The sequence below is a fragment of the Bacillus sp. SIMBA_154 genome (assembly GCF_046536015.1).
Lineage (GTDB): Bacteria > Bacillota > Bacilli > Bacillales > Bacillaceae > Bacillus > Bacillus pumilus_P.
This window is the reverse complement of sequence record NZ_JAWJBV010000006.1, coordinates 28,695-53,896: the sequence shown is the minus strand read 5'-3', so window position 1 is coordinate 53,896 and position 25,202 is coordinate 28,695. Positions and strand designations below refer to the sequence as shown.

The 25,202-nt window shown below is 42.3% G+C and carries 24 protein-coding genes; 6 read left to right on the top strand and 18 right to left on the bottom strand.

Features of this window, described 5'->3' with window-relative positions:
• Window positions 1-79 precede the first annotated feature (79 nt).
• The 4 genes from accA to dnaE form a co-directional block, all read right to left on the bottom strand.
• On the bottom strand, window positions 80-1,057 hold the full coding sequence (gene accA, locus R0K30_RS10695) for an acetyl-CoA carboxylase carboxyl transferase subunit alpha (RefSeq protein ID WP_034320966.1): 978 nt from the start codon (window positions 1,055-1,057) through the stop codon (window positions 80-82).
• Window positions 1,042-1,917: an acetyl-CoA carboxylase, carboxyltransferase subunit beta gene (gene accD / locus R0K30_RS10690; protein ID WP_099726893.1), complete on the bottom strand. Its 876-nt coding sequence runs from the start codon at window positions 1,915-1,917 to the stop codon at window positions 1,042-1,044. Before accD ends, accA begins: the two co-directional genes overlap by 16 nt.
• Before the next feature lie 305 nt (window positions 1,918-2,222).
• Window positions 2,223-3,455 carry an NADP-dependent malic enzyme gene (gene ystJ, locus R0K30_RS10685; RefSeq protein ID WP_025092260.1) on the bottom strand — a complete coding sequence of 411 codons (1,233 nt, stop codon included), beginning with the start codon at window positions 3,453-3,455 and terminating at the stop codon, window positions 2,223-2,225.
• 141 nt (window positions 3,456-3,596) lie between these two features.
• Complete coding sequence (gene dnaE, locus R0K30_RS10680) at window positions 3,597-6,932, bottom strand: DNA polymerase III subunit alpha (protein WP_410610635.1); 3,336 nt, start codon at window positions 6,930-6,932, stop codon at window positions 3,597-3,599.
• Between the two features lie 137 nt (window positions 6,933-7,069).
• Between dnaE and ytrH the strand changes: the two genes are divergently transcribed.
• The 3 genes from ytrH (at window position 7,070) to R0K30_RS10665 (ending at window position 8,206) form a co-directional block, all read left to right on the top strand.
• On the top strand, window positions 7,070-7,411 hold the full coding sequence (ytrH, locus tag R0K30_RS10675) for a sporulation membrane protein YtrH (RefSeq protein WP_034320977.1): 342 nt from the start codon (window positions 7,070-7,072) through the stop codon (window positions 7,409-7,411).
• Complete coding sequence (ytrI, locus tag R0K30_RS10670; RefSeq protein WP_007501718.1) at window positions 7,408-7,911, top strand: sporulation membrane protein YtrI; 504 nt, start codon at window positions 7,408-7,410, stop codon at window positions 7,909-7,911. The genes ytrH and ytrI overlap by 4 nt, the downstream gene beginning before the upstream one ends.
• Before the next feature lie 109 nt (window positions 7,912-8,020).
• Complete coding sequence (locus tag R0K30_RS10665; RefSeq protein ID WP_099726891.1) at window positions 8,021-8,206, top strand: YtzJ family protein; 186 nt, start codon at window positions 8,021-8,023, stop codon at window positions 8,204-8,206.
• Window positions 8,207-8,256: 50 nt separating this feature from the next.
• Here R0K30_RS10665 and R0K30_RS10660 read toward each other — a convergent pair whose 3' ends face one another.
• Window positions 8,257-9,198, bottom strand: coding sequence for a DHH family phosphoesterase (locus R0K30_RS10660; RefSeq protein WP_099726890.1), 942 nt, complete (start codon window positions 9,196-9,198; stop codon window positions 8,257-8,259).
• Between the two features lie 147 nt (window positions 9,199-9,345).
• Between R0K30_RS10660 and R0K30_RS10655 the strand changes: the two genes are divergently transcribed.
• On the top strand, window positions 9,346-9,648 hold the full coding sequence (locus R0K30_RS10655; protein WP_099726889.1) for a YtpI family protein: 303 nt from the start codon (window positions 9,346-9,348) through the stop codon (window positions 9,646-9,648).
• 67 nt (window positions 9,649-9,715) lie between these two features.
• Here R0K30_RS10655 and R0K30_RS10650 read toward each other — a convergent pair whose 3' ends face one another.
• From R0K30_RS10650 to sppA, 13 genes are all read right to left on the bottom strand, one after another.
• The gene (locus R0K30_RS10650; protein ID WP_099726888.1) at window positions 9,716-11,038 is read right to left on the bottom strand and encodes a CBS domain-containing protein; all 1,323 of its coding nucleotides are present in this window, start codon (window positions 11,036-11,038) and stop codon (window positions 9,716-9,718) included.
• A gap of 147 nt (window positions 11,039-11,185) precedes the next feature.
• The gene (locus R0K30_RS10645) at window positions 11,186-11,869 is read right to left on the bottom strand and encodes a metal-dependent hydrolase (RefSeq protein ID WP_099726887.1); all 684 of its coding nucleotides are present in this window, start codon (window positions 11,867-11,869) and stop codon (window positions 11,186-11,188) included.
• 65 nt (window positions 11,870-11,934) lie between these two features.
• Window positions 11,935-12,690: an SDR family oxidoreductase gene (locus tag R0K30_RS10640; protein WP_410610630.1), complete on the bottom strand. Its 756-nt coding sequence runs from the start codon at window positions 12,688-12,690 to the stop codon at window positions 11,935-11,937.
• 274 nt (window positions 12,691-12,964) lie between these two features.
• Window positions 12,965-14,338 (bottom strand): argininosuccinate lyase, encoded by a 1,374-nt coding sequence (gene argH / locus R0K30_RS10635; protein ID WP_410610628.1) that lies wholly within the window; start codon window positions 14,336-14,338, stop codon window positions 12,965-12,967.
• Entirely contained in the window at window positions 14,335-15,546 is a 1,212-nt protein-coding gene (locus R0K30_RS10630; protein ID WP_410610626.1) for an argininosuccinate synthase, read from the bottom strand. The genes argH and R0K30_RS10630 overlap by 4 nt, the downstream gene beginning before the upstream one ends.
• 173 nt (window positions 15,547-15,719) lie before the next feature.
• A complete protein-coding gene (locus tag R0K30_RS10625; protein WP_410610624.1) occupies window positions 15,720-16,235 on the bottom strand; it encodes a MogA/MoaB family molybdenum cofactor biosynthesis protein in 516 nt (171 codons plus the stop codon).
• A gap of 101 nt (window positions 16,236-16,336) precedes the next feature.
• Window positions 16,337-17,521: an acetate kinase gene (locus R0K30_RS10620; RefSeq protein WP_410610622.1), complete on the bottom strand. Its 1,185-nt coding sequence runs from the start codon at window positions 17,519-17,521 to the stop codon at window positions 16,337-16,339.
• A gap of 230 nt (window positions 17,522-17,751) precedes the next feature.
• Window positions 17,752-18,726 carry a class I SAM-dependent methyltransferase gene (locus tag R0K30_RS10615; protein ID WP_099726881.1) on the bottom strand — a complete coding sequence of 325 codons (975 nt, stop codon included), beginning with the start codon at window positions 18,724-18,726 and terminating at the stop codon, window positions 17,752-17,754.
• A gap of 88 nt (window positions 18,727-18,814) precedes the next feature.
• Window positions 18,815-19,315 carry a thiol peroxidase gene (gene tpx / locus R0K30_RS10610; RefSeq protein WP_048239080.1) on the bottom strand — a complete coding sequence of 167 codons (501 nt, stop codon included), beginning with the start codon at window positions 19,313-19,315 and terminating at the stop codon, window positions 18,815-18,817.
• Window positions 19,316-19,427: 112 nt separating this feature from the next.
• Window positions 19,428-19,880, bottom strand: a complete 453-nt coding sequence (ytfJ, locus tag R0K30_RS10605; protein ID WP_099726880.1) for a GerW family sporulation protein — start codon at window positions 19,878-19,880, stop codon at window positions 19,428-19,430.
• Window positions 19,881-19,894: 14 nt separating this feature from the next.
• Window positions 19,895-20,602, bottom strand: coding sequence for a DUF2953 domain-containing protein (locus tag R0K30_RS10600; protein ID WP_410610619.1), 708 nt, complete (start codon window positions 20,600-20,602; stop codon window positions 19,895-19,897).
• Window positions 20,603-20,700: 98 nt separating this feature from the next.
• On the bottom strand, window positions 20,701-21,225 hold the full coding sequence (locus R0K30_RS10595; protein ID WP_410610617.1) for an RDD family protein: 525 nt from the start codon (window positions 21,223-21,225) through the stop codon (window positions 20,701-20,703).
• Between the two features lie 14 nt (window positions 21,226-21,239).
• Window positions 21,240-22,241: a signal peptide peptidase SppA gene (gene sppA, locus R0K30_RS10590; protein WP_099726877.1), complete on the bottom strand. Its 1,002-nt coding sequence runs from the start codon at window positions 22,239-22,241 to the stop codon at window positions 21,240-21,242.
• 447 nt (window positions 22,242-22,688) lie between these two features.
• Between sppA and R0K30_RS10585 the strand changes: the two genes are divergently transcribed.
• Both R0K30_RS10585 and R0K30_RS10580 read left to right on the top strand, forming a co-directional pair.
• A complete protein-coding gene (locus tag R0K30_RS10585; protein ID WP_099726876.1) occupies window positions 22,689-23,492 on the top strand; it encodes an NAD kinase in 804 nt (267 codons plus the stop codon).
• 112 nt (window positions 23,493-23,604) lie between these two features.
• Window positions 23,605-25,047 (top strand): DEAD/DEAH box helicase, encoded by a 1,443-nt coding sequence (locus R0K30_RS10580; RefSeq protein WP_367307766.1) that lies wholly within the window; start codon window positions 23,605-23,607, stop codon window positions 25,045-25,047.
• Window positions 25,048-25,202 lie beyond the last annotated feature (155 nt).

Genomic DNA, 25,202 nt, shown 5'->3' with positions numbered 1-25,202 from the left:
AAATAGCGCTTACACAAGGAAGGTTTTCATGAAAAAAGATGAAAAAAATAAACGTCAGCCAAAAAGGCTGTACGTTTATTTAGTTTACCCCAATATATTGATTTTCAATCGACACTTTACCAATTGCTTTGTATTTTTGATATCTTTGTTCGACTAATTCTTCTGGCGATAGTTTGAGCAAAGATGTAAGTGACTGTTTTAATGTTTGATCCATGTAGGCTGCTTGTTGTTTCACGTCTCGATGTGCTCCACCTTGCACTTCTTTAATAACATCATCTATAATATCTAATTCTTTTAGGTCTGGAGCGGTAATTTTCATTGTTTCTGCAGCTTTTTTAGCAAGTGATGAGTCCTTCCAGAGCAGTGCTGCTGCACCTTCAGGTGAAATCACTGAATACGTTGAGTTCTCTAGCATGAATAGGTGGTTTCCTACGCCTAAGCCTAGTGCTCCGCCACTTCCGCCTTCTCCAATGACAATACAGACAACCGGTACACGAAGTCCTGCCATTTCGAATAAGTTTTTCGCAATTGCTTCACTTTGCCCGCGTTCTTCAGCTGCTTTACCAGGATAAGCTCCTTTTGTATCAATAAAGCAAATGATGGGGCGATTAAATTTATCTGCTTGTTTCATCAAGCGCAGCGCTTTACGGTAACCTTCTGGATGAGGCATTCCGAAATTACGGCGCAAGTTTTCTTTTGTGTCTTTTCCGCGCTGATGGCCAATGACTGTGACAGGAAGCCCTTTAAACGTGGCGATTCCTCCAACAATGGCTTCATCATCGCCATAGAAACGATCACCATGACATTCGAAAAAGTTGTCAAACAGCTCTTGAATGTAATCGAGAGTTGTTGGACGCATGGCATGACGTGCAATTTGCACTCTGTCCCATGGTTTTAAATTTGTATAAATGTCCGCTTCAAGCTTACTCAGACGTGTTTCAAGGCGCTCAATTTCTGCACTTAAATCCATTTCTGAGTTTTGTGTGAACTTTTTCAATTCATCAATCTTCGCTCTAAGTTCGATGACAGGTTTTTCAAATTCTAGTTCTCCAGCCACTCTCGTTCACCTCCTGTGCTGTGTAATGCTAAGATTTGACCCAGTTTTTCTTTCATCTCTGCACGGTGAATGACAGCATCCAATTGACCATGCTTCATTAAAAATTCAGCCGTTTGGAAGTCCTCTGGCAGGTCTTCACGAATGGTTTGTTCAATGATTCTGCGGCCTGCAAAACCAATTAATGCACCAGGTTCTGCAAAGTTGTAATCACCGAGAGACGCAAAACTAGCTGATACACCGCCAGTTGTCGGGTTGGTCATCACAGAGATAATCAAACCTTGGTCCTCGCTGAACAGCTTTAATGCTGAACTTGTTTTTGCCATCTGCATGAGACTGAGAATCCCCTCTTGCATTCTCGCTCCGCCAGATGCAGTAAAGATAATAAATGGCACCTTGTCCGCTTTTGCTTTCTCAATAGCCAGTGTGATCTTTTCACCAACGACCGAGCCCATACTTCCCATACGGAACGTGGCATCCATGACAGCAATTACAGCACTTTGGCCTTCAATTTCACCTTTACCTGTGACAATGGCTTCATTCAAAGATGTTTTTTCTCTGTCTTTCTCAAGCTTTTCTTCGTAGCCTGGGAAACCGAGCGGGTTTTCAGAAATCAGGTGCCCGTTAAATTCTTCAAATGTGCCTTCGTCTACAAGGCTTTCAATACGCTGTTTTGCATTCATTTGCAAATGTCTGCCGCAATTCATACAAACACGTAAATTTTTATCTAGTTCTTTGGTGAGCATTATTTTTTTACATTGCGGACATTTGGTCATGATGCCTTCAGGGACATCTTGACTTGCCTGTTCAGAGGGTACAGATGCATATTTTTTCTTTTTACTGAAAATGTTCTTGATTGACAAATGACTACCTCCCTTTTTGAAGGGTTTTTTCTTTACACGCACATCCACTATTATAGGACATGTCATAACTGTACCGAAACTATTGTACTTTTTTTGTCAAACGCTGTCATCCTTCATTCCATTTTTTTAGTGGGGAATTGATGAGAAATGAGTATGTGTTTGGGGCGCTGAGCAGTTGATATATTTGAATTGTGAACGTCTACAAAAAAATCTCATTCCGGATGAAAAAATTTTCGTGTCAGAGAGGAAATGGTGCACGCCTTTCCTCCTATTCCAGAAAGAACGTGCACACTTTTCCAATTCGATTACTCGCCGATAATCGTTAATTTTCTTGTTTTTTCTGCAACAGCTTCTGGGTCTACTTTGATTCTTGCAACGCCTGTTTCCATTGCTGCTTTTGCCACTGCTTTAGCTACCGCTGGTGCTACACGTGCATCAAATGGTGCAGGGATGACGTATTCCGCTGACAATTCTTCATCTGATACAAGGGAAGCAATCGCTTCAACAGCCGCAATTTTCATTTCTTCGTTAATGTGTGTTGCACGTACATCGAGCGCTCCGCGGAAAATGCCAGGGAATGCAAGGACGTTGTTCACTTGGTTCGGGAAGTCAGAACGGCCAGTTCCTACAACACTTGCACCTGCTGCATGTGCATCTTCTGGCATGATCTCTGGGTTTGGATTTGCCATTGCGAAGATCACAGGATCTTTTGCCATTTTTCCAACCATTTCTTTTGTTAAAGCACCTGCTACTGAAACGCCGATAAAGACATCTGCGCCTTCAATTACTTCTTCTAAAGAGCCTTCTTTACGGTCTTGGTTCGTAAATTTAGCTACTTCGTTTTTCACTGCATTCATACCGTTCGGGCGGCCTTCGTAAATAGCGCCTTTTGTATCACACATAATGATATCACGTACACCGAAATGATAAAGAAGTTTGATAATCGCAATTCCTGCTGCTCCAGCACCGTTTGCAACTACTTTAATTGAAGACATTGATTTTCCAGACAGCTTCAGTGCATTCACAAGTCCTGCTACTGTTACAATCGCTGTACCGTGCTGATCATCATGGAAAACAGGAATGTTTGTCTCTTTTTTCAAACGCTCTTCAATGATGAAGCAGTTTGGTGCTGCAATATCTTCAAGGTTCACGCCGCCAAACGTCGGCTCAAGAAGCTTCACTGTTTCAACGATTTTGTCTACATCGTTTGTTGCAAGTGCGATTGGGAATGCATCAACACCTGCAAAACTTTTGAATAATACAGCTTTACCTTCCATGACCGGAAGAGATGCTTCCGCACCGATATTTCCAAGCCCTAACACAGCGCTTCCGTCTGTGACAACAGCGACCATATTACCTTTCATTGTATAATCATACACTTTGCTTGTGTCGTCATAAATATCTTTACATGGCTCTGCAACACCTGGTGAGTAAGCCAAGCTCAAGTCTTTCGCATTTTTCACTTGTACTTTTGATTTTGATTCGAGTTTGCCTTGATTCTCTTTGTGCATATGTAATGCTTCTTCTCTTAATGACATGTGATGAACACTCCTTCAAGTGGAAAATGATTTAATGAATTGCTAAGTTGATAAGCACATACTTGGCAGTTTAAATACACAGAATCTTTAAAATGATAACACAATAGGTGAAATTGTAAAACATATTCAGACGATTTGTCATCATTTAATCACAACGTTTTGTTCACCGAGCAGCTCTTTTAACTGGAAGATCACGGCATGATCTGCATGAACTTTGTATGCATCTGGAAGTCTCATCGTCTTTTTTTGCTTTTCATAATACAAATAGACATCTGCTTCTCCGCTGTGCAAAGAGATCACTCGTTTTACTTGCTCAAGCAGCTCCTGCGTATGGTTTTCTTCTTTCACCCGAATGTAGACAGACTCTTTTCTTTTTGTGCCCATCTCTTCAAGCAGAACTGCTTCTTGCACGATGATTTGACTGCTGTCATTTCTGACATCTATTCTGCCTTCAACATAAAGCATGGCGCCCTCCTCAAGTAAGGGGGACAGCTTTCTGAATTGCTCTGGAAAGACGACGCCTTCCATTTCTCCCGTTTCATCCCCAAATGTGACAAATGCCATCGATTGTCCATTTTTTGTTCGAATCGATTTCACTTTTGTCAAAAGACCACCCATTGAGATCGTTCGCTTTATATAAGAAGAAAGTCTGATGATTTCTACTGCTCCATTCTCTCTTAAACGATCTCGATACGCTTGTACTGGGTGGTTTGATAAATATAAACCGAGTGCCTCTTTTTCAAATTTCAAAAGGTCGACAAGCGGCAGTTCGTCTATCTCAGCATATTTTGGCTTAATGGAGAAGGTTGTATCCCCAAGAAAGTCCAGCTGGTCCTCAGGTGTTAAAAATGACACGTGGTCTAACGCAATATCTATCGATGCTAAAAGCGAAGCACGATTTGGATAAAACTCATCCATCGCCCCTGAAAAAATGAGCGCTTCAATCGTTTTTCGGTTTACACTCTTTGGTGATACCCTTGCGCAAAAATCAAATAAATCTTCAAACGGCTTTTCCTGTCTTGCTCTGTATATATCCTTTACAGCTGACACTCCGACATTTTTGATCGCTCTTAAGCTGTAGCGGATCTCCCCTTTTTCAACCGTAAATGGAAATTCACTCTTATTAATAGAAGGCTTCAACACAGAGATCCCTTTTTCCTTTGCCTCATAGAAATATTGAGCGACTTTGTCTTCATTTCCAATCACACTAGTTAAAAGTCCGCACATAAAATATAACGGATAATGCGCTTTTAAATAAGCAAGCTGAAAGCCAATCATGCTATATGCGACAGCATGGCTTCTATTAAAACCATAGTTTGCAAATTTGACGATTAAGTCATAAACATCATTTGCAATGTTAACAGGATACTCCTTTTTTAGGCATCCTTCAACAAAATGGCTTCGCTCTTCATCAAGGACCTTTTTATCCTTTTTTGAAACGGCCCTTCTTAATAGATCGGCCTCGCCTAGCTGAAAGCCCGCCATCTTTGCTGCAATCAGCATGATTTGCTCTTGGTAAACGATGACCCCGTAAGTGTCCTTTAAAATGTCATACAAATCTGGGTGCGGGTAAGAGACCTTCACCCTGCCGTGCTTTCGGTCGATAAAGAGCGGGATATTCTCCATTGGACCTGGCCGGTAGAGGGCATTGACTGCCACGATGTCTTCTAGACTAGAAGGTTTCAGCCGTCTTAGCACCTGGCGCATCCCCTGTGATTCAAGCTGGAAAATCCCTGTTGTATCTCCTGCTGATAACAATTCAAACGTTTTTTGATCTTGATACGAAATGTCACTAAAGTTAATGTGGACGTTCTCCTGTCTTTCAATCTGGTTTTTAATGGATTCGATTAGCGTTAAGTTTCTTAACCCTAAGAAATCCATCTTTAGAAGTCCTAGATCTTCTAAATAATTCATGGCATACTGCGTTAAATACACACCATCATGGCCGTCTTGGATCGGAACAACCTGCGTCAGCGGCTCTTCGCTTAGCACAACGCCGGCTGCATGTGTCGACGTGTGTCTTGGCAAGCCTTCTACCTTTAAAGCTGTCTGGAAGACCTTTCGAAGTTCTTCTGATTGCTGGAGCAGCGTTTTTAATTCGGGAGATGCGGCCACCGCTTCTTTCAGCGTCGTCCCTGGCTTCGATGGGACGAGCTTTGCAAGACGGTCCGCTGCCTTTGAATCAATCCCCATCACACGTCCGACATCCCTTAAGGCTGCCTTTGCAGCAAGCGTTCCAAACGTAACAATTTGAGCCACATGCATGTCCCCGTATTTGTCTTTTACATAAGAAATCATTTCATCTCTTCTCGTGTCAGGAAAATCAATATCAATATCCGGCATGCTGATTCGCTCAGGATTTAAGAAACGCTCAAATAAAAGGCCGTGACGGATCGGATCGACATCTGTAATAGACAGAACATAGGCAACAAGTGAGCCTGCTGCTGACCCCCGTCCTGGGCCTGTGACAATGCCGTGGTCATGCGCATACTTCATAAAATCCCATACAATAAGAAAATAATCACTGAAATTCATTTTTTGGATAATGCTTAGCTCATACTCAAGCCTTTTGACATACGTTTCATTTGAAGCGATCTTTCTTTGTTTCATGCCTTCCGCGCACACTCTTCGTAAAAATTGATCTGCTGTCGATTGATCAGGAGTTGGATAGGATGGCAGTTTTGTCTGTCCAAGATTTAAATCTACTTCACAGCGGTCTGCGATCTCAACCGTTCTTGAAAGCAGTTCAGGATCATCCTCATACCATTCCGTCATCTCTTCGATGGATCTGAAATGCTTTTCTCCTCGGTCTTCCTCTATATCTGAAAGCTGCTTTCCTGCTTTTATGGCCTTTAAACATGTATACGCCGTTTTGTCCTCTCGGTTGATGTAATGAACATCTCCCGTCGCGACAAGTGGAATTTCCGCACTTTTTGAGACGTCCCGCAACTTTCCGGCAAGCGACTCGTCTTGCTGAAATGGCTGAACAGCAATGTACACATGCCCCCCGCCAAAAATACGTTTCAAATGGCTTGCTGCATCGTGCGCTTCTTCTAACTGATCATGCTTCAGCAGCGTTTCAATATAGCCAGATGTGCCTGGCGTTATGGCAATAAGCCCATGATGATAGCTTTTCAGCCATTTTTCTTTCAGTCCAGCTTTTGATTTTGATTTCAGCACACTACTAATTTTGATCAGATTTTGATAGCCTTCATTGTTTTTTGCAAGGAGTACCAAGGGATAAGCCTCTGTCTCTTGTTCATCTATGAAGACAGAAGCTGTTAAACCGATGACCGGCTTGATGCCATGTTTTTTACATTCCTTATAAAATTCAACCGTTCCATACATCACATGGTCATCGGTAAGAGCGAGCGCTTTGTAGCCAAGTTCTTTCGCTTTTAGCACGAGCTCCTTTACCTTAGCTGCACTGCTTAACAAGCTGTATCCACTGTGGACCTGAAGATGAACATAAGACATGCTTAATCCACTCCTTTCGTCTAAAGTCATTCTTTCATTATAAAACGCGATGCGGTGAGAAACAAATGTTCTTTCTTTTCCGTCCGTTCATACTTGTCCAGAGCACGCCATATATTGAATAGAGTGAGGTGGAAAAAATGGATGTGAAGGAAGCCTTTATTCCGAACTTTATTAGCTGTTACTTTATCGCACTTGGGGTGATTTTAGGTGGTGCCATTATAGGCGGTGTAGGTGCATATTTATCCGGTCAGCCTCCCCTATCAATTATTTCAAGTCTTGCCAACCGTTTAAAAATTTGGGCGCTTGTCGCCGCAATCGGCGGCACATTTGATGCGGTCTATAGCTTTGAAAGAGGCATTTTCGAAGGAAACACGCGTGATATTTTCAAACAGATCTTATTAATTATCTCTGCCATGGGCGGTGCACAAACGGGATATCTCATTATTACGTGGCTCACTCAGGAGCATGTGTCATCATGAGAGTGCCGGAGCTGTATAAACGCCCAGGCTGGCAGCGTTTTTTTGCTGGAATGATGTTCGGCGCGATTATCAGCTGGCTGATTTTCCTCTTTACATATGGAACCTTTCAGGAAAAGCAGGTGACACTGCTCAGAAGCCAGCAGCACCATATGGACAGTCTGAAAGAACAAATCACACTCTATCGGGAAGATTTGCATAAGTTAAATGAGGATAATAAGCAGCGGCTGCTGATCCAAAGCGTAGATGTTCATCTCGTGAATCGTGAGCAATATAAAATCCCAGAGCCGGATACGCTAAAGTTTGAAGATCAGGTCAAAGAGGACATCTCAGAAGTCATCACAAAGGATATTGAAAGTGTCTACAAAACAAAGGAATTATTAAAACGAACGGTGGAAAATAAAGAATATACGATTCGGGAAAAGGCATACCGCGCCAAAGTGACAGAGCTGACGATTTATACGAAGCTTTCACTGGAAGTGCGTATTTCATTTGCTGAATAAATGATCCTGTGGAATTTTTATGAATTTCTGCCCTCAATGATCGCTTTTCACTCCAAATTTTTATACACTAAAAGAAGAACGATATCCTAAATAGAAAGAGGTGAGAACAATGGAGGTTTATAGCTATCGTCAAATGGCACGAGACAAAGCAAGCCGGATCAAAGACGGCATGTGTGCTTATGCTGAGACAGAAATGATGGCTCATTTAATTAAAAAAGAATTAAAGCATCAAAATCTCCAAGCCTATGAAGATTCAACGGACATCGGCTGCTGGTTTATCCCTGTATCCAATTAACCCTTTTCTCCAGCATCATCGTGAGAGAGGAGACTTGAAGCCTTCCTCTCTCACGATGATGATTTACATACTTCTTCTAAATCACGCAAGATTTCATCTGCCACGGCCCAATCAAAAATGGACGCACCGGCTGCAAGCGGGTGACCGCCGCCATGATATTTTTTAGCAATGGTGTTAATGACAACGCCTTTAGAGCGGAATCTGACACGAATCTGATCGTTTTCTTCCACAAAAAAGACCCAAGCTTTAATACCTGCAATATTTCCAAGTGTCCCAACAAGCTGCGAGGCTTGCTGCGCCGTTGTTTGGAACGATTCCAAAATGTCACGTTTAATAAAAACAGAGGCTACCCCATTCTCTGACAAAGAGATATGTTGAAAAATATAGCCATTTAATTTCACGACATTCAAATCCGTCTCATACAATTGATTGAAAAGGTCTGATGATGAAAATGGATATTCGATTAGTTCCCCTGCATATTTGAGTGTCTTTTTCGTTGTATTTGGGAAAAGGAAGCGGCCTGTGTCTCCTACAATGCCGGCATAAATCAGTTCAGCCGCCTTTGTATTCAGCTGATATCCTTCTTCTTTCCCCTCTAAATACAATTCATAAATCATTTCACTCACAGAGCTTGCCTCTGTATCCACCCAAAGCAAGTCACCATAAGGATCTTCATTCGGATGATGATCAATTTTCATTAATCGATCACCCATTGAATAGCGCTGATCATCAATTCTTGCTTGATTGGCTGTATCACAGACAATGACAAGGGCACCTTTATACACTTCGTCCGGTACCTCATCGAGTTCATATAAAAATGAAAGGGTTGGCTCCGGGGTTCCAGTCGCATAAATATTTTTTTCTGGATAGGTGGCACGCAAGATTTCCGTAAGGCCGCACTGCGATCCATACGCATCAGGATCTGGTCTTACATGTCTATGGATGATGATGGTGTCATATAATGATATGGTTCTAATCAGTTCTTTTTTCATAAAAACTCCTTCTTATGCGATACTCTTTTTATTATTAAATCATAATCTATCCTGACGGAAAAGTGAGGAATAGACAATTTATTCTAGTAAGCAAGCCTATTTACGTTTAAAATAGGGTTGTAATCACTTACAATGGAGGCTTGACACATGCTTGTTTTGATTGTGTTTATTATTAGTTCTGCCATGTTTTATTTATACTACAAAGCAAAGAATGTCCGTACGAACCGTCCAGTCGAGAAGAAATTCTGGTCGGCCAAATCCAGTATGGCACTTGGCTGCTTTGTCCTGCTCTTCGGTGTGAATCAATTATTTTTAAACCGTTCGTCACTCGCATTTGTCATTGGATTTATTTTTGTTGCAGTTGGTATCGGCAGTACGTGGGCTGGGTATAAAGCCTACAAGCATTATCTTCCGCTCTTTTTAAAGGAAGGCGAAAAAGATCACGCATAATGAGAGAGAAGGGCTAAAATGATGTTTATTTTAGTCCTTTGTCTTCTTCGCAATCGCCCTTTTATCATTATCCTCTCTCCATCAGCTGCACCATCAGCATCGCTTTCCCTACGATATTTGATTGGTGGTACACCTCAACTTCCAGCTTTCCAAACTTGCGCCCTACTTCTAAAATATTCGGCTTGATCTGTATCGTCGATTCCATTTGTACCGGTTTTAAGAAGTAGACAGAGAGACTTTCGACAATCAGCTCGCCTTTTTTATGAGATTTTAAGAAACGGTTGGCTGCTTCGATTAAAATTTGTGTAAACACACCATATGAAATATTGCCAAGCTGGTTTGTCATTTGTGGTGTGACCTCATATTGATAAACCGCATCTGCTTTCGGTTTTTCTGTATCGGTTTCTTTAAACCCTCTCGACACAACGTCATCCAGTTTTTCTCCGACCTGCGGCTGCTTTTGGATCATTTGCAGCGCCTTGAGCACATCCTGACGGCTAATCATCCCAATCAGCTTCGCATGATCATCTACAACTGGCAGCACCTCAATGCCTTCCCACACCATCATTTGTGCAGCAGAGGCAACAGATGTTTTGCCAATGACTGTGAGCGGATTTTTCGTCATCACCTTTTCAATCGGTGTAGAGCGGTCATAGCCTGCAATATCCTTTGAGGTGAGAATGCCGTGAATCTTCATTTGATCATCTGCTACCGGGAAGCGGCCGTGTCCTGTTTCGTAATTCTTTTCATACCATTTCTCAAGCTTATCCTCTGGTGATAAGTATACGGTCCGTTCAATCGGCGTTAAAATATCCTCCACAAGCACAATCTCTTTTTTAATTAATTGGTCATAAATGGCCCTGTTAATGAGAGCCGCTACCGTAAATGTATCGTAGCTTGTCGATAATATTGGCAGCTCAAGCTCATCTGCGAGCTGAATGATTTGTTCATCTGTTGAGAATCCGCCTGTGACCAGCACAGCCGCTCCTGCCTCTAATGCTTGCCTGTGGGCATTGATCCGGTTTCCGACGATCAGCAGGTTTCCAGCTGCCGTATATCGCATCATCGCATCCAGCTCCATCGCTCCGATGACAAATTTGTTTAACGTTTTATGTAAGCCTGCTCGTCCTCCAAGCACCTGTCCATCAATGACATTGACAACTTCCGCATATGTCAGTTTTTCAATATTTTCTTTTTTCTTCTGTTCAATTCGAATGGTACCGACGCGTTCAATGGTACTAACGAACCCTTTATTCTCAGCATCTTTGATGGCCCGGTAAGCGGTGCCTTCACTCACTTTCATTTCTTTCGCTATGCGCCGGACAGAAATTTTCTCTCCGACATCTAATGAATCAATATACGATAAAATTTGCTCATGCTTTGTCGCCAATCCCGTTCACCCTTTTTGTTTTCAGCGTTTTCATCTATGTTTCATTATAAAGGCAGGAGGCTTTTAATAGCAATTTGTCTTTTACTTCAGCACGATGCAGACAAACAAAAAAGCCGGCATTTGTGTGCCGGCTTTTGTTCATGATGATCAAATTTCAATGGATTCTCCGCTGTTTAACACGTGACCTACGCCGCCGTGCAGGCTGTCTGCAAATGCATGCGGGTCCTGCTCAATTGGCGGGAATGTGCTGTAGTGAATCGGCACGACCTGCTTTGCACGAAGCCATTCTGCTGCGATTCTTGCATCGTCCGGCCCCATGGTGAAGTTATCACCGATTGGAAGGAATGCGAGCTCGATATGATTCAGCTCACCGATCAGCTTCATATCTGAAAAGAGCGCAGTGTCTCCAGCATGATAAATCGTTTTGCCCTCTGCGGTAAATAAAATACCTGATGGCATGCCTGTATACGTAATCGTTTTTGCCTCTTCATCAATGACAGCTGAACCGTGGAACGCTTGTGTGAGCTTAACTTTACCAAATTCAAACTCACGTCCGCCGCCAATATGAAGCGGGTGCGTTTTCACCCCTTGCCAGCTTAAATAGACAGCAAGCTCGTTTGGCGCGACGACGAGAGCGTCATTATTTTTAGCCATTTCAATGGTGTCACCGAGGTGATCTCCATGTCCATGAGTCAGCAAAATCACATCTGCTTTGATATCCTGTGGTTTGATATCTGTGTGCTTATTTCCATTTAAAAATGGATCAATCCAAATATGGTATCCGTTTGTTTCAATGTGTACGACTGAATGTCCATGATATGTAGCTTTCATGTAGTATGTCCACCTCTCAATTTTGATCTCATATCATCTATTCCCTGTATAAAAAGCTAAAAAACTTAATGCCTATGAATCACGTTAAGTCCACCTGTCGCTTCAATGACAGTCCCTGTAATGAGGTCTGATTGATCATCACATAAAAATGAGATGATGCGCCCTATATCCTCTCCGGTACCAGACCGGCCTATTGGTGTTTCACCGTCTCTGATCTGACGTGCTTCCTCGATCGTGGATTCTTTCATGGCTCCGACGATTTTGCCTGGACAAACCATATTGGCCGTGATGCCATTTTCAGCTTCTTCAATCGCAATGGTTTTCGTCAATGAGGCCAGCCCTACCTTTGCCGCTCCGAAGGCTGATCTGTGCATCCAGCCTGGTGCATGATCTGCCCCTTGGAAGCCATACGTGATAATGCGGCCAAAGCCTTGTTTTCTCATCATAGGGATCACCATTCGGAACAAATGGAACACTGCGGATAGGTTGCCTTCCATCATTTGATACCATTCATCTTCAGAGTAATCCGCGAGTTTTTTTCGTTCAAAAATATAAGGCCCGGCATTATTGATCAAGGCATCAATCCGCCCAAATCGCTCTGTTGCCAGCTCTACCATGTTTTTTAAATCTTCTTTGTTTGTCACATCGCCTTGGACAAATTGAAGCTTTTCTTCGTATTCCTGCAATTCTTCTTTCATCTGCCGGACAGCTTCATCATCACTTCGATAATTCACTGTCACAGAATACCCCATATTCAGTAAAAACTCGGTGACTTTCCTGCCAAGTCCTTTAGAACCCGCTGTTATTAATGCGTGTCGCACACAATCTCCTCCTAAAGCAAAGGTTGCAAGTTCATGTGTTTCTCATACTATCTTTACTTTACTATAAACCAGCACTGGACGCACTTCTGAACCCTTTGTCTGCTATTCATGATGCGGACGATGGGTTGATCAAACAAAGCCTACAGCTTTTGAGCTATCGCCCCCTCCCCAACTTAAAAACATCATACGCTTTCATGTTCTCCAAGGAGGATGCTTCTCCTTTCTGCATTACAGCAAAAAACCATCCGTCTCATACGAATGGTTTTTTAAAAGGTTACGCTAGGCAGGCTTTTGCTTTTTCTAAAGCGAGCTGAATTTGTTTGAATCCAGTTCCCCCTGCACTTGTTCTTTTTTCAACAGCGACATACGGATCAAGAACGGTGTAAATATCTTGTTCAAAAAGACCGCTCGCTTCTGTGAATGTTTCAAACGGAAGATCACTTAAGTAGATGCCTTTTTGAATGCATGTATACACGAGCTTGCCAACGATTTCGTGTGCTTCACGGAATGGCATGCCTTTTTTCGCTAGGTAGTCTGCCACTTCGGTCGCATTTGAGAAATCCTCTTTAGTTGCTTTTTTCATGACATCTTCGTTCACTGTCATCGTTTGAATCATGCCTGTGAAGATTTGCAGGCTGCCGGCGATGGTTTTCACTGTATCAAACATGCCTTCTTTATCTTCTTGCAGGTCTTTGTTATACGTAAGCGGCAAGCCTTTCATAATGGTGAGAAGCCCCATCAGGTTGCCATATACACGGCCCGTTTTTCCACGGATCAATTCAGCCATATCCGGGTTTTTCTTTTGCGGCATCATGCTGCTGCCTGTTGCGTAAGTGTCATCAAGCTCAATGAATTTGAATTCTTGAGAGCACCATAAAATGGTTTCCTCACAAAGACGTGAGAGGTGCATCATCACAAGGCTGCTGTTAGACAAGAACTCTAAAATGAAGTCACGATCACTCACGCCATCAAGGCTGTTTTCGTAAATATGGTCAAAGCCAAGCAGCTCTGCTGTATATTCACGATCAATTGGGAATGTCGTTCCAGCTAACGCCCCGCATCCAAGTGGAGAGACGTTAATCCGCTTCAAAGAATCTTGAAAGCGCGCTTTGTCACGCTCAAGCATCCAAAAGTAGGCGAGCATATGATGGGCAAAGGAAATAGGCTGTGCACGCTGTAAGTGCGTATATCCTGGAAAGATCGTTTCAACGTGCTGTTCTGCTTTCTCTACAAGCACCTTTTGAAAAGAAGAGATCAGCTCAATGATATGCTCTACTTGGTTATTCAAATATAAATGCATATCTGTTGCGACCTGATCATTCCGGCTTCTCGCTGTGTGCAATTTGCCGCCAAGCGGTCCAATCTCATCAATGAGCATTTTTTCAAGGTTTAAATGAATGTCCTCATAATCTACTGAGAAATCCAGTTCATCCGCCTCTGCCTTTTTCATGAGCGTATTCAGTCCGTCTTTGATGGCAGCGGCCTCCTCATCTTGGAGGATACCGCATTTATTCAGCATACTTGCATGAGCAAGGGAGCCGGTCAGATCTTCTTTGACTAATTGTTTGTCGAAATGAATGGACGCGCCAAACTCATCGACCCATTTTTCTGGTGTTTTTTGAAATCGGCCTCCCCAAAGCTTTTTCATGCCTTAACCTGCTCCTTTTTGTTCACGATGCTGTTTACTTTTGTCGGTAAACCCCAAAGGTTAATAAATCCTACAGCTGCATCATGATCGAATTCATCTGCTTTTGTGTAAGTCGCTAGATTTTCATCATAAAGTGAATATGGTGATTTACGTCCTTCTACAATCGCATGGCCTTTAAATAGTTTCACACGTACAACACCTGTTACGTTCTTTTGTGTTTCTTGTAAGAATGCGTCTAGTGCTTCTTTAAGTGGTGAGAACCATAAGCCGTTGTATATTAATTCAGCCATTTTTTGTTCAACGATTGGCTTAAAGTGAGCGACTTCTTTGACAAGCGTTAAGTCTTCAAGCTCTTTATGCGCTTTTAAAAGTGTGATAGCACCTGGGCACTCGTACACTTCACGAGATTTGATCCCAACAAGACGGTTTTCAACGTGATCGATTCTGCCAACACCATGCTGACCAGCGACCTCATTTAAATGAAGGATCAGATCAGATAATGAATACTGGATACCGTCAATCGCCGTTGGTTTACCTTTTTCAAACGTGATTTCAATGATCTCAGGTGTGTCAGGTGTTTTTTCAAGTGGATTTGTCAGATCGTACGCACCTTCTGGCGGCGTAGCCCAAGGATCTTCTAAAATGCCGCATTCGTTACTTCTGCCCCAAAGGTTTTGGTCGATTGAATACGGGCTGTCTAAGTTAATCGGAATTGGAATGCCATGCTTTTGTGCATAGTCGATCTCTTCATCACGAGACCATTTCCATTCACGCACTGGTGCAAGAACTTCTAGATCTGGATTTAATGCTTTAATGGATACTTCAAAACGAACTTGGTCGTTCCCTTTTCCTGTACATCCGTGTGCAACTGCGACTGCATTTTCTTTCTCTGCTACTTCCACTAATTTTTTGGCAATGAGCGGACGAGATAGTGCAGACACAAGCGGGTATTTTCCTTCATACATGGTGTGTGCTTGCAGTGCAGCAAGTGCGAATTCTTCAGCAAATTCTTCTTTTGCGTCAATCATGTAAGACTGAACTGCTCCGACTTGAAGTGCTTTTTGCTGAACAAATGCTAAATCTTTTCCTTCACCTACGTCCAGGCAGCAAGCAACAACCTCGTATCCTTGCTCTTGTAACCATTTAACTGCAACAGAGGTATCAAGACCTCCGGAATATGCTAATACGACTTTTTTATTTTGTGACATGATTGAAAAGCTCCTCTCACTTGTTTTGATTCTGTGAATGTTTTTTGCATAAAAATAAGTTTTAATTTATAAACATGCATTTAGTATGTATACACTGTAACAAGGAAAAATTGTTTTTTCAACCCCTTTATGAAAAAAACTCTGCCAAATTTTCTTGGCAGAGTCATTTTGGGCTATTTTTGATCCTTTTCAAGCTCTCGCACGACGTGAGGAAGCTCAGGAATAATGAGTTTTGTCATGGCTAAACGAACTGCTCCGGTAGAGCCTGGTGTGGCAAAGACCACTTTTTGGTTAACGACCCCAGCAGTTGCTCTAGACAAGATAGCAGCAGAACCGATGTCTTCTGTATAGCTGAGCATGCGAAAGATTTCACCAAAGCCAGGCAGCTCTTTTGAGAAAAGAGGGGTGATGGATTCAATGGTGACATCCCTTGCCGCTATACCTGTCCCCCCATTTGACAAGACGGCATCAATCTTCGGTTCACTTGTTCCTTCAAGCAGAGCGTCTTGGATCGCTCCAATGTCATCTTTTACAATATCGTATGCAAGAATGAGATGTCCCTGTTCTTTGAGCAAATCAATCATGAGACGGCCGCTTTTATCCGTTTCCTTTGTCCTTGTATCACTGACTGTCATGACTTTTACATGAAGCCTCGCTTTCGCTTCTCGTTTATGTTCTTCAACGCTCATCGTTCGCACCGTCCCTTTCGCTTCGTATAGGACCACATTATAGCATGCTGCTTTGAACAAAAAAGCTCTTTTCCCATTAGGAAAAGAGCTGTACCAATTTATTACGCTAAGCGCATAACGTCTCTTGCAATCATCACTTCTTCGTTTGTAGGAATCACGATGACTTTCACAGGAGAGTGAGGGTAGCTGATGAATGCTTCTTCGCCTCTCATGTTGTTAAGAGATGGATCCCAGTAAACGCCCATGAATTCTAGACCACGAAGTACACGTGCTCGCACTTCTGAACTGTTTTCACCGATTCCAGCTGTGAAGATGATCGCATCTACGCCATTCATTCTCGCTGCATAAGAACCGATGTATTTATGAATACGGCTGGCAAAAATATCAAGAGCTACTTCGGCACGGTCGTTTCCTTCTTCTGTTGCTTCTTCGATATCACGAAGGTCACTTGAAAGACCAGACACACCTAAAAGACCACTCTTCTTATTCAAAGTAGAAAGAACTTCTTCAGCAGTATGTCCTGTTTTCTCCATAATAAATGGAATGAGGGCAGGGTCAATGTTACCTGAACGTGTACCCATCGCAACACCAGCAAGCGGCGTGAAGCCCATTGATGTATCGATTGATTTTCCGCCTTCTACTGCTGCGATACTCGCACCATTTCCAAGGTGGCAAGAAATCAAACGAAGCTCTTCTAACGGACGGCCTAATAGCTCTGATGCACGCTCTGTCACGAACTTATGGCTTGTCCCGTGGAATCCGTATTTACGAATACCAAAGTTTTTGTAGTAGTCGTACGGAAGGCTGTATAGGTAAGACTGCTCTGGCATTGTTTGGTGGAACGCTGTATCGAACACAGCAATCGCTGGTACATCAGGCAGAATTTGTTTGAAAGCTTTGATTCCTACAACGTTTGCAGGATTGTGCAGTGGTGCAAGCTCTGAAAGCTGATCAATCTCATCGATCGCTTCATCTGTTAATAGAACAGAATCGCTGAACTTTTCTCCACCGTGAACCACACGATGTCCTACGCCATCAATTTCACTAAAGTCTTTGATGATGTTGAATTCAGTTAGTTTTTCAAGCAGCATTTTTACAGCTACTGCGTGATCTGGAATATCAGTGATTTCTGTTTTCTTTTCTCCATCTACAGAAATCGTAAAGATACTGTTGTCCATTCCGATTCTTTCAACAAGACCTTTCGTTAAAACGGTTTCTTCTGGCATGTCGAACAATTGGAATTTAAGAGATGAGCTTCCTGCGTTGATTGCAATAATTTTGGACATTCTTGTCGCTCCTTTTACTCAGTTGTTATATAAGGTTTCACGTTTTTTCCGGTGCTATATTCAACCTGTTTGAACGGGTCTTTTATAGTTTAACGATAAGTCCGAAAAATATCTGACTTTTTCATTTAAACATTGAAAACTTTGCATTTCAAGTACACCTTCGAACTGTTATCGCTTACATTGATAAGTCGTTATTTTCTGAATAGTAAAATAGCCAGAAATCACTCTGGCTATTCTTTCGTTTCTTTTTCTTCTATAAACCACTGGTCTAACTTTCTCATCACACCAACCATCGCTTCCTTCTGTGAGAAAGATGGCAGATTGGCAAACAGCATCCGTTTGGGTGCTTGCAGCCCCTCTTTTTTCTTTTGCATGACAAATAAGCTTTTGGCGTGCTTTTTGTCTTTGAACATGGAGACTGGCAGCTGAATTAACGCATTCATATAAGCATGATCTTTGATGAAATCCTTTAGTTGCACACTTTCTTTTCCTTCAAACAAATCGTTTGGAATGATGAAGAATAAGAAGCCGCCTTCTTTCGTGTAACGAAGGCTTTGTTCAATGAATAAATGATGCGCAAAGGCATGTCCTTCTTTTGCCTTTAAGTCATAGTCTGCTGCACGCTCATCATTTGGGTAATAGCCGACTGGAAGGCTGCATACGGTGACATCTGCCGGTGAAATGAGAAGCGGCTCAAGGCTGTCCTGATGGAAAAGCTCTACTTCTTTCTCTTCTAAATTCGCCTGTGCCCAAGCAATTTTAATGAGCACATCATCAATTTCAGATGCAAAGCCGCGCTTTGTTTCTGCAGTGAGATTGTTTAACACAGCAAGCAATAAGTTCCCTGTTCCCGCTGCTGGATCAAAGACAACAAGCTCTTTTTGGCCTTCTAAAAATTTATTCACCAAATAGCTGACAAACAGTCCAATCGTATCTGGCGTCATTTGACGGTTTGGATGGGAAATGTCCTTTTGTCCTTTCAGTACGGCGAGCTGAAACGCTTTACGAGTCTGCTCATGATCATAGGAGGCAAAATCTGCTTTCTCTATTAAGTCCTTCAGTAAACCGTTTCGATCATTTGCCTGGAAAAAGGCTTCTCCTGCTTCTGCCAATGCTTCAATATAGGAAATGCTCTGTTCCTTTTTCAATCGAATCGAGGCTGTATCGAGCAGCTCAAAAATAGTACTCACTTGATCTTTCTGCAATGCTTTTCTCTCCTCGCTTTGTTAAAAGCTAAATATTCTCATTGAAAAGAGCCCCAGTATGAAGCCGGAGCTCTTGTCGATGCTGCTTTTATAACAGTGATTTCGCAGCTTCAATGGCTTTTTCATAATTTGGATGATTCGTTGCTTCGCTTACGTATTCAGTGTAAACCACTTTCCCGTTCGGGTCTAATACGAAAACAGCACGCGCCAATAAACGCAATTCTTTCATATATACACCAAACGCTTCACCAAAAGACATATCTCTGTGATCAGATAATGTTTCTACATTTTCAATTCCGTTTGCTCCGCACCAGCGCGCTTGTGCAAATGGAAGATCTGCACTAATCGTATAAATATTGACCGGACCTAAACCGGCTGCCTCTTCATTGAAACGTCTTGTTTGTGCGTCACACACACCTGTATCAATAGAAGGAATCACTGAGATGATCGTCACTTTTCCTGCTAAATCAGAAAGTGAAACTTCCCCTAGTGAGTTCGTTAGTACCGTAAAATCAGGAGCCTGTTCGCCTACTTTCACTTCATTTCCTACAAGCGTTACAGAACTCCCTTTAAATGTGATTGATGCCAAAACAATTCCTCCCTTATCAAATGTATGGTTCTATCATAGTAGAGAACTCAAAAAACTGCAAAGCCTAATCGTCCATTTTGAAAAAAAAGTTAACTGCAGCGCAGCTAACTTTTTAAAGGTCTATGTCATCTAGTTTTCGTTCTTTGTGGCGGTGCTCCCGTTCATCCTTCTTAAACATATGCTGAAGACGTTCAATTGCTTGAGGAGCAGAATCCAATATTTTATCAAGCAGATGTGTGTGTTCATCCAAATGAAGCATTCGAACTCCGTTTGTTCCCACAATTAAGAAGGCAATTGGTGTAATGGATACCCCGCCGCCGCTTCCGCCGCCAAATGGGAGTCTCGGTTCTTTTCGTTCTTGTTCATCAGAACGTTTTTCTTTCTGTTGGTTACCGTTAAATTCACTGCCGCCGGCTGCAAATCCAAAACCGACCTTTGACACAGTGAGAATGACGCTGCCGTCAGGGGTTTCGACTGGATCGCCGATGATCGTATTCACATCGATCATTTCTTTTAAATTTTCCATCGCTGTCTTCATCAGACCTTGGATTGGATGATCTGCCATTTTCGGGTTCCTCCTTAAACAGATGATTCATTCTTCGTTGCTTGAAGAGAGGCACTTTTTCTTGCCTTTCTCCCTTTTAACCAATGGACAAGTAATCGAATGGCTGCAAGCATAGCATGTCCAATACGAAAATAAGCTATACATGTAAAATGGGTCTGTGACACATTGTGCTGAAAGGCGGGAATGACTTCATATACCGGTTTATGCTTAAAGGTGAGATGCTCCTGCATAAAGGCAAGCAGTGCTCCTTTGACTGACCACACGCCGCCGGCTGCCACACCTGTTAAAGCGGCGTCATGAAAGCCGATCCATGTCGACCAGTGAAACGATACAATTTTGATGTGAATGAAGAACTTCCGCATGATCCGGTTTAGATCTACTATCTCTTTTGTGATGCGCTCCATTTGATGAAGGATTTGCTTCATATCACGTTTTCCCACTTTTTTATGCATGGACCCTTTTTCGTGACTAGGCGTTTTGGAGCTCGCCATTTTCTTTTCACGAATATCAATCGTTTGATCTTCCGGATTGACCTTCACCATCGGAATCTCTTTTTTGAGTCTGACCATTCCATATAAGGTGATGACCTTCAGCCCAATGTGGTCATTGTCATTTGCATGCGAATAATCCAGTGAAATGGTCACTTTCATGAAAATCAATAAGATCACAAGGAACAAAAAAGCTGCGATCCAAACGTAAAGCACTGTGCTCACTTCCTCCATAACAAATGATGCTTCCCCTACGATTATGGCTCTCATTCTGGATTTTATACCCAATCATCAAAAAAGAGTTTGACCGGCTTCGGTCAAACTCCCTTTGGTTACACGTTCGATTCTGTTTTTTCATATAGATGTTCATGGACGACCACTGTATCAGCAAAGTAGTCATGAACCCCTTGTTTTCTCGGTGAGAACCCAACGACAGCATAGAGAACAAAAAGTGAATTAATATATCGTCCAACAATTTCTCTAAAGAAAATGACATCCCATGCCAGCTGCTTCTCAGGCTGAAGTGAGACCACTTTGATCCCAAACACCATCTTGCCGAGGGTTTGATGAAAAATTTTCGTCATGATGGCGAAATAAAGCAGGAAAACAATCGTCGTTGTGACGGAAAATGGAGAAAACCACCCTCCTCCTTTTGACCAGCCAAACAGACTAAAGATTGGAGAAGCCGTCAAATGGTTAACACCCCAAACGACGAGCCAATCAAGGATAAACGCCCAAAATCTAATCCAAAAACCTGCAAAGGCCTGCTCTTCAATTGAAGCGCGCTTCGCAAGGGCGGGCTTCAATTCTTCCTGCTGGCTGCGGCTTTCGCTTACTTCATCGAATGTAGAATCCATCTATGATCCCTCCTTTATTTTGAATAGAGATACATCGGTTTAGACCCGTTTGAGCCAGCCAGTGTTTCTTTTAAATTCAGAAAATCAATTTCGCTTTTAAAGAGCTTGCTTGCACTCATATTCAGAAGAGAGTTCCAGCCAAAGCTTTGAGAATAGCTGATGACTTTTGCCCCTTTTAAGCCTTTTTCATTTTTCTTCATCGCTTTTAGTGCATCTTCATAGTATCCAAGCTCATCCACTAATCCGTTGGACTTCGCCTGTGTTCCGTCATATACTCGGCCATCGGCAATTTTCTTGACGTCCTGTTTAGACATGCCGCGTCCTTCAGAAATGACTTTGACAAACCCTTCATAGGAGTTGTCGACCATGCTTTGCATGATGTCGCGCTCATCCTTTGTCATATCACGATTTGGAGACATGATATCTTTGAATTTCCCGCTCTTAATGGTTTCATATTTAATGCCTAAATTATCCGCCAGCTTTGAATAATTCAAGCTTTGCATGATCACGCCTAGAGAACCTGTTAATGTTTCAGGTGAAGCAAAGATTTTCTTCGCTGGTGTCGACACATAATAACCGCCAGAAGCTGCCATTGAGCCCATGGAGACGTAAACTGGCTTCTTCGCTTTTTTCACTTCTTCTAATTTTTTATGTATTTCAGCACTTTCATAGACACCGCCGCCAGGAGAATTCACTCGCAGCAGGACACCTTTTACAGATGCATCCTCTTTTGCTTTATCTAGTTCTTTTAAGAACGCACGATGATCATACGCTTCTCCGCCTAAAAGGCTTGATGCACCGCCATTATCTTGAATCGTTCCATTAATCTCAAGAACAGCAATTTTACCTGCACCGCTGCCATCCTCTAGTACCTTCTCTTCTATTTCATCCCCGAATTGATAGCTCATTTTATTGTCATTGAAACTTTCGAACAAGGCCATCGTGACACTAATGACAATTGAAGATCCGAAAACACCAAGTGCAATGATTAAGGCTACCCATCTTTTCGCATTCATCTCTTTCTCCTCCTTTTTTGTCTCACTTCATTCATACGAATATCCACATGAAATGTTTCACAGGAATTGTGGTTTTTTTACATTTCATTTCAACATATGATAGCACCTATCTTAAATGACGATCAACTTTGCATCGTCTACTATGAGAAGCTCATGACGAAAAATTGGCTTTTTTATCCTCTCCCTACACCTAATAGTCTAGATGTTCACCACAACAAAACACCCAGACCATTCTTTCATTAGAAAACAGCTATTCAATTATGCTCAAAGTCAGTCATTTCGAATCACTTACATCGACTCATTTCTAAAAAAGCAAACCCTATCATGATAGGCGTCTTTCTAATATTTTTACTTTCATATGAAAAAAGTGTAAAATGTGAGCAAGGGTTTACATGTAAGCCCTTTAATATTGGAAATCTATTTTTGACAACGAAGGGGAGAACGTCAATGACAGACAATCGTCGCAATGTATTTTTCTTTTACAAAAAAGATCATGAATTGGATGGACACATTTCTTCTCTGGAGAAGCTCGCTACTGATCAAGGCTTTCAAGTCGTAAAGCGTGCAGAGGATGCCCATATTATTGCTTCAATTGGCGGGGATGGCACATTTCTTCAAGCAGTCCGCAAAACGAATTTCCGTGATGACTGCTTGTATGTAGGGGTATCAAAAACTGAGAATTCGCATCTATACTGCGATTTTTCATTAGAACATTTTGATAAAATGATTGATGCCATGAACACCGAACAGATTGAAGTGAGGAAATATCCAGTCATTGATGTAAGCGTTGACAGTACAAATCAGTTCCAATGCTTAAACGAACTGTCGATCCGCTCTAGCATCATTAAAACATTTGTCATCGATGTATATATAGATGATTTTCACTTTGAAACGTTTAGAGGCGACGGAATGATTATTTCGACTCCGACCGGCTCAACGGCCTACAATAAATCCGTAAACGGCGCCGTCGTTGATCCGATGCTCCCTTGTATGCAAGTGACAGAGCTTGCATCTCTTAATAACAACTCGTACCGTACGCTTGGCGCTCCTTTCATCTTAAGCAGTGACCGCAAGCTGACGCTGAAGGTCGTGCAGGACGGAAACGACCATCCGATTATCGGGCTTGATAATGAAGCCCTCGGCACAAAACACGTCAAACAAATTGACATTGGCCTTTCAGGAAAAGTGATTAAAACGGTGAAATTAAAAGACAACTCATACTGGGAAAAAGTCAAACGCAGATTCCTTTAATAAAAAGCTCCTATATGGGGCTTTTTTTCATGTCTTTTCATTCAAGGTCATGGTGTCTTTGAAAAGATATGGTATGATGTCACAAGTATGAATGTACGAAAAGGAGAACACGATGCCATTACAACATTTTGATCAATATCCATTAAGTGATGAATTGAAACAAGCGTTAGAAGCGCTTCACTTCCATACACCTACACCCGTTCAGCACGAGACCTTATCGGTTGCTTTTTCAAAGCAGGATCTAATCGTCAAATCTCAGACAGGCAGCGGCAAGACAGCAGCCTATGGTCTGCCTATATGTGAAATGGTGGATTGGGCTGAAAATAAACCCCAAGCCCTCATCCTCGTTCCAACACGCGAACTTGCAATGCAGGTCAAGCAAGACCTCACCAGCCTTGGACGATTTAAACGAATCAAAGCGGCAGCCATTTATGGAAAAGCCCCTTTTCAAGCCCAAAAAGTAGAGCTTGCACAAAAAAACCATGTTGTGTGCGGAACACCAGGGCGAATATTGGATCACCTAGAAAAGGGTACTCTTTCTTTAGAAAACCTCAAATTTTTCGTGTTAGATGAAGCAGATGAAATGCTGAACATGGGATTTATTGATCAAGTCTCTTCCATTATTCAGCATCTGCCGCCAAAGCGCATGTCAATGCTGTTTTCAGCGACGATGTCTGCTGAAATGAAAGAATTGAGCGAGCAGTTTTTACAATCGCCAAAAGTGATTGAGATTGCACGTGAGGAAAAATCTGTGCAGCAAATCACCCACACCGTGATTGAAACAGAGGAAGAAGCCAAATTCTCACTTCTCCAGCGAACGATCGTCATCGAAAATCCTGATAGCTGTATCATTTTCTGCAATACACAGGAACGCGTGAATGAACTGACGATCAAGCTGGACGATTGGGATGTCCCTTGCGACAAAATCCATGGGGGCATGAGACAGGAAGACCGCTTTGACGTCATGGATGAATTCAAAAACGGTGAGTTCCGCTATCTGATCGCAACAGATATAGCAGCCCGGGGAATCGATGTAAGCGATATGACACATGTCATTCATTACGACCTGCCTTATGAAAAAGAACGCTATATTCATCGAACTGGAAGAACCGGTAGAGCGGGTAAAAGCGGGAAAACGATTGCGTTTATGACAAGGCACGCGCAGCCGCTCATTGATGAATTAAAGCAGGATGCTGGCATTGATTTTCACACTCAGCCTTATCCGACGAAGGAAGAAGCAGAGCAGCATGTAGCCAGCTTCGAAGAGAAGATTGAAACACCTATTCAAAAGGAAAATAAGCAAGCCGGCGTAGAAAAAGATATTATGAAGCTTTATTTTAACGGCGGGAAGAAAAAGAAACTGCGGGCCGTTGATTTCGTTGGGACCATTGCCAAAATAGAAGGCGTTGCATTCGATGACATTGGAATTATTACGATTCAGGACACGAAAACGTATGTAGATATTTTAAACGGGAAAGGTCCTCTTGTACTGAATGCTATGCGTCACACAACCATTAAAGGCAAGCAGTTAAAAGTACATGAAGCACGCTCATAAAAAGTGAAGGCCGCAGCGCCTTTACTTTTTTATTTGTGATGAAATGAATCCACAAACCCTGATGCTGTCAGGCTTTTTGATGTTCCAACATGACAAATGTCATATCAAATACATGATGGGTGCTACTATGAGCATGACGACTTTCCTTCTATACT

What these genes read in the sequence shown, in the direction of transcription:
- ystJ (WP_025092260.1), bottom strand. Translation starts at nt 3,455, where the DNA reads ATGTCATTAAGAGAAGAAGCATTACATATGCACAAAGAGAATCAAGGC.
- dnaE (WP_410610635.1), bottom strand. Translation starts at nt 6,932, where the DNA reads ATGTCTTATGTTCATCTTCAGGTCCACAGTGGATACAGCTTGTTAAGC.
- ytrH (WP_034320977.1), top strand. Translation starts at nt 7,070, where the DNA reads ATGGATGTGAAGGAAGCCTTTATTCCGAACTTTATTAGCTGTTACTTT.
- ytrI (WP_007501718.1), top strand. Translation starts at nt 7,408, where the DNA reads ATGAGAGTGCCGGAGCTGTATAAACGCCCAGGCTGGCAGCGTTTTTTT.
- R0K30_RS10665 (WP_099726891.1), top strand. Translation starts at nt 8,021, where the DNA reads ATGGAGGTTTATAGCTATCGTCAAATGGCACGAGACAAAGCAAGCCGG.
- R0K30_RS10660 (WP_099726890.1), bottom strand. Translation starts at nt 9,198, where the DNA reads ATGAAAAAAGAACTGATTAGAACCATATCATTATATGACACCATCATC.
- R0K30_RS10655 (WP_099726889.1), top strand. Translation starts at nt 9,346, where the DNA reads ATGCTTGTTTTGATTGTGTTTATTATTAGTTCTGCCATGTTTTATTTA.
- R0K30_RS10645 (WP_099726887.1), bottom strand. Translation starts at nt 11,869, where the DNA reads ATGAAAGCTACATATCATGGACATTCAGTCGTACACATTGAAACAAAC.
- argH (WP_410610628.1), bottom strand. Translation starts at nt 14,338, where the DNA reads ATGAAAAAGCTTTGGGGAGGCCGATTTCAAAAAACACCAGAAAAATGG.
- R0K30_RS10630 (WP_410610626.1), bottom strand. Translation starts at nt 15,546, where the DNA reads ATGTCACAAAATAAAAAAGTCGTATTAGCATATTCCGGAGGTCTTGAT.
- R0K30_RS10625 (WP_410610624.1), bottom strand. Translation starts at nt 16,235, where the DNA reads ATGAGCGTTGAAGAACATAAACGAGAAGCGAAAGCGAGGCTTCATGTA.
- R0K30_RS10620 (WP_410610622.1), bottom strand. Translation starts at nt 17,521, where the DNA reads ATGTCCAAAATTATTGCAATCAACGCAGGAAGCTCATCTCTTAAATTC.
- ytfJ (WP_099726880.1), bottom strand. Translation starts at nt 19,880, where the DNA reads ATGGCAGATCATCCAATCCAAGGTCTGATGAAGACAGCGATGGAAAAT.
- R0K30_RS10600 (WP_410610619.1), bottom strand. Translation starts at nt 20,602, where the DNA reads ATGGAGGAAGTGAGCACAGTGCTTTACGTTTGGATCGCAGCTTTTTTG.
- R0K30_RS10595 (WP_410610617.1), bottom strand. Translation starts at nt 21,225, where the DNA reads ATGGATTCTACATTCGATGAAGTAAGCGAAAGCCGCAGCCAGCAGGAA.
- sppA (WP_099726877.1), bottom strand. Translation starts at nt 22,241, where the DNA reads ATGAATGCGAAAAGATGGGTAGCCTTAATCATTGCACTTGGTGTTTTC.
- R0K30_RS10585 (WP_099726876.1), top strand. Translation starts at nt 22,689, where the DNA reads ATGACAGACAATCGTCGCAATGTATTTTTCTTTTACAAAAAAGATCAT.
- R0K30_RS10580 (WP_367307766.1), top strand. Translation starts at nt 23,605, where the DNA reads ATGCCATTACAACATTTTGATCAATATCCATTAAGTGATGAATTGAAA.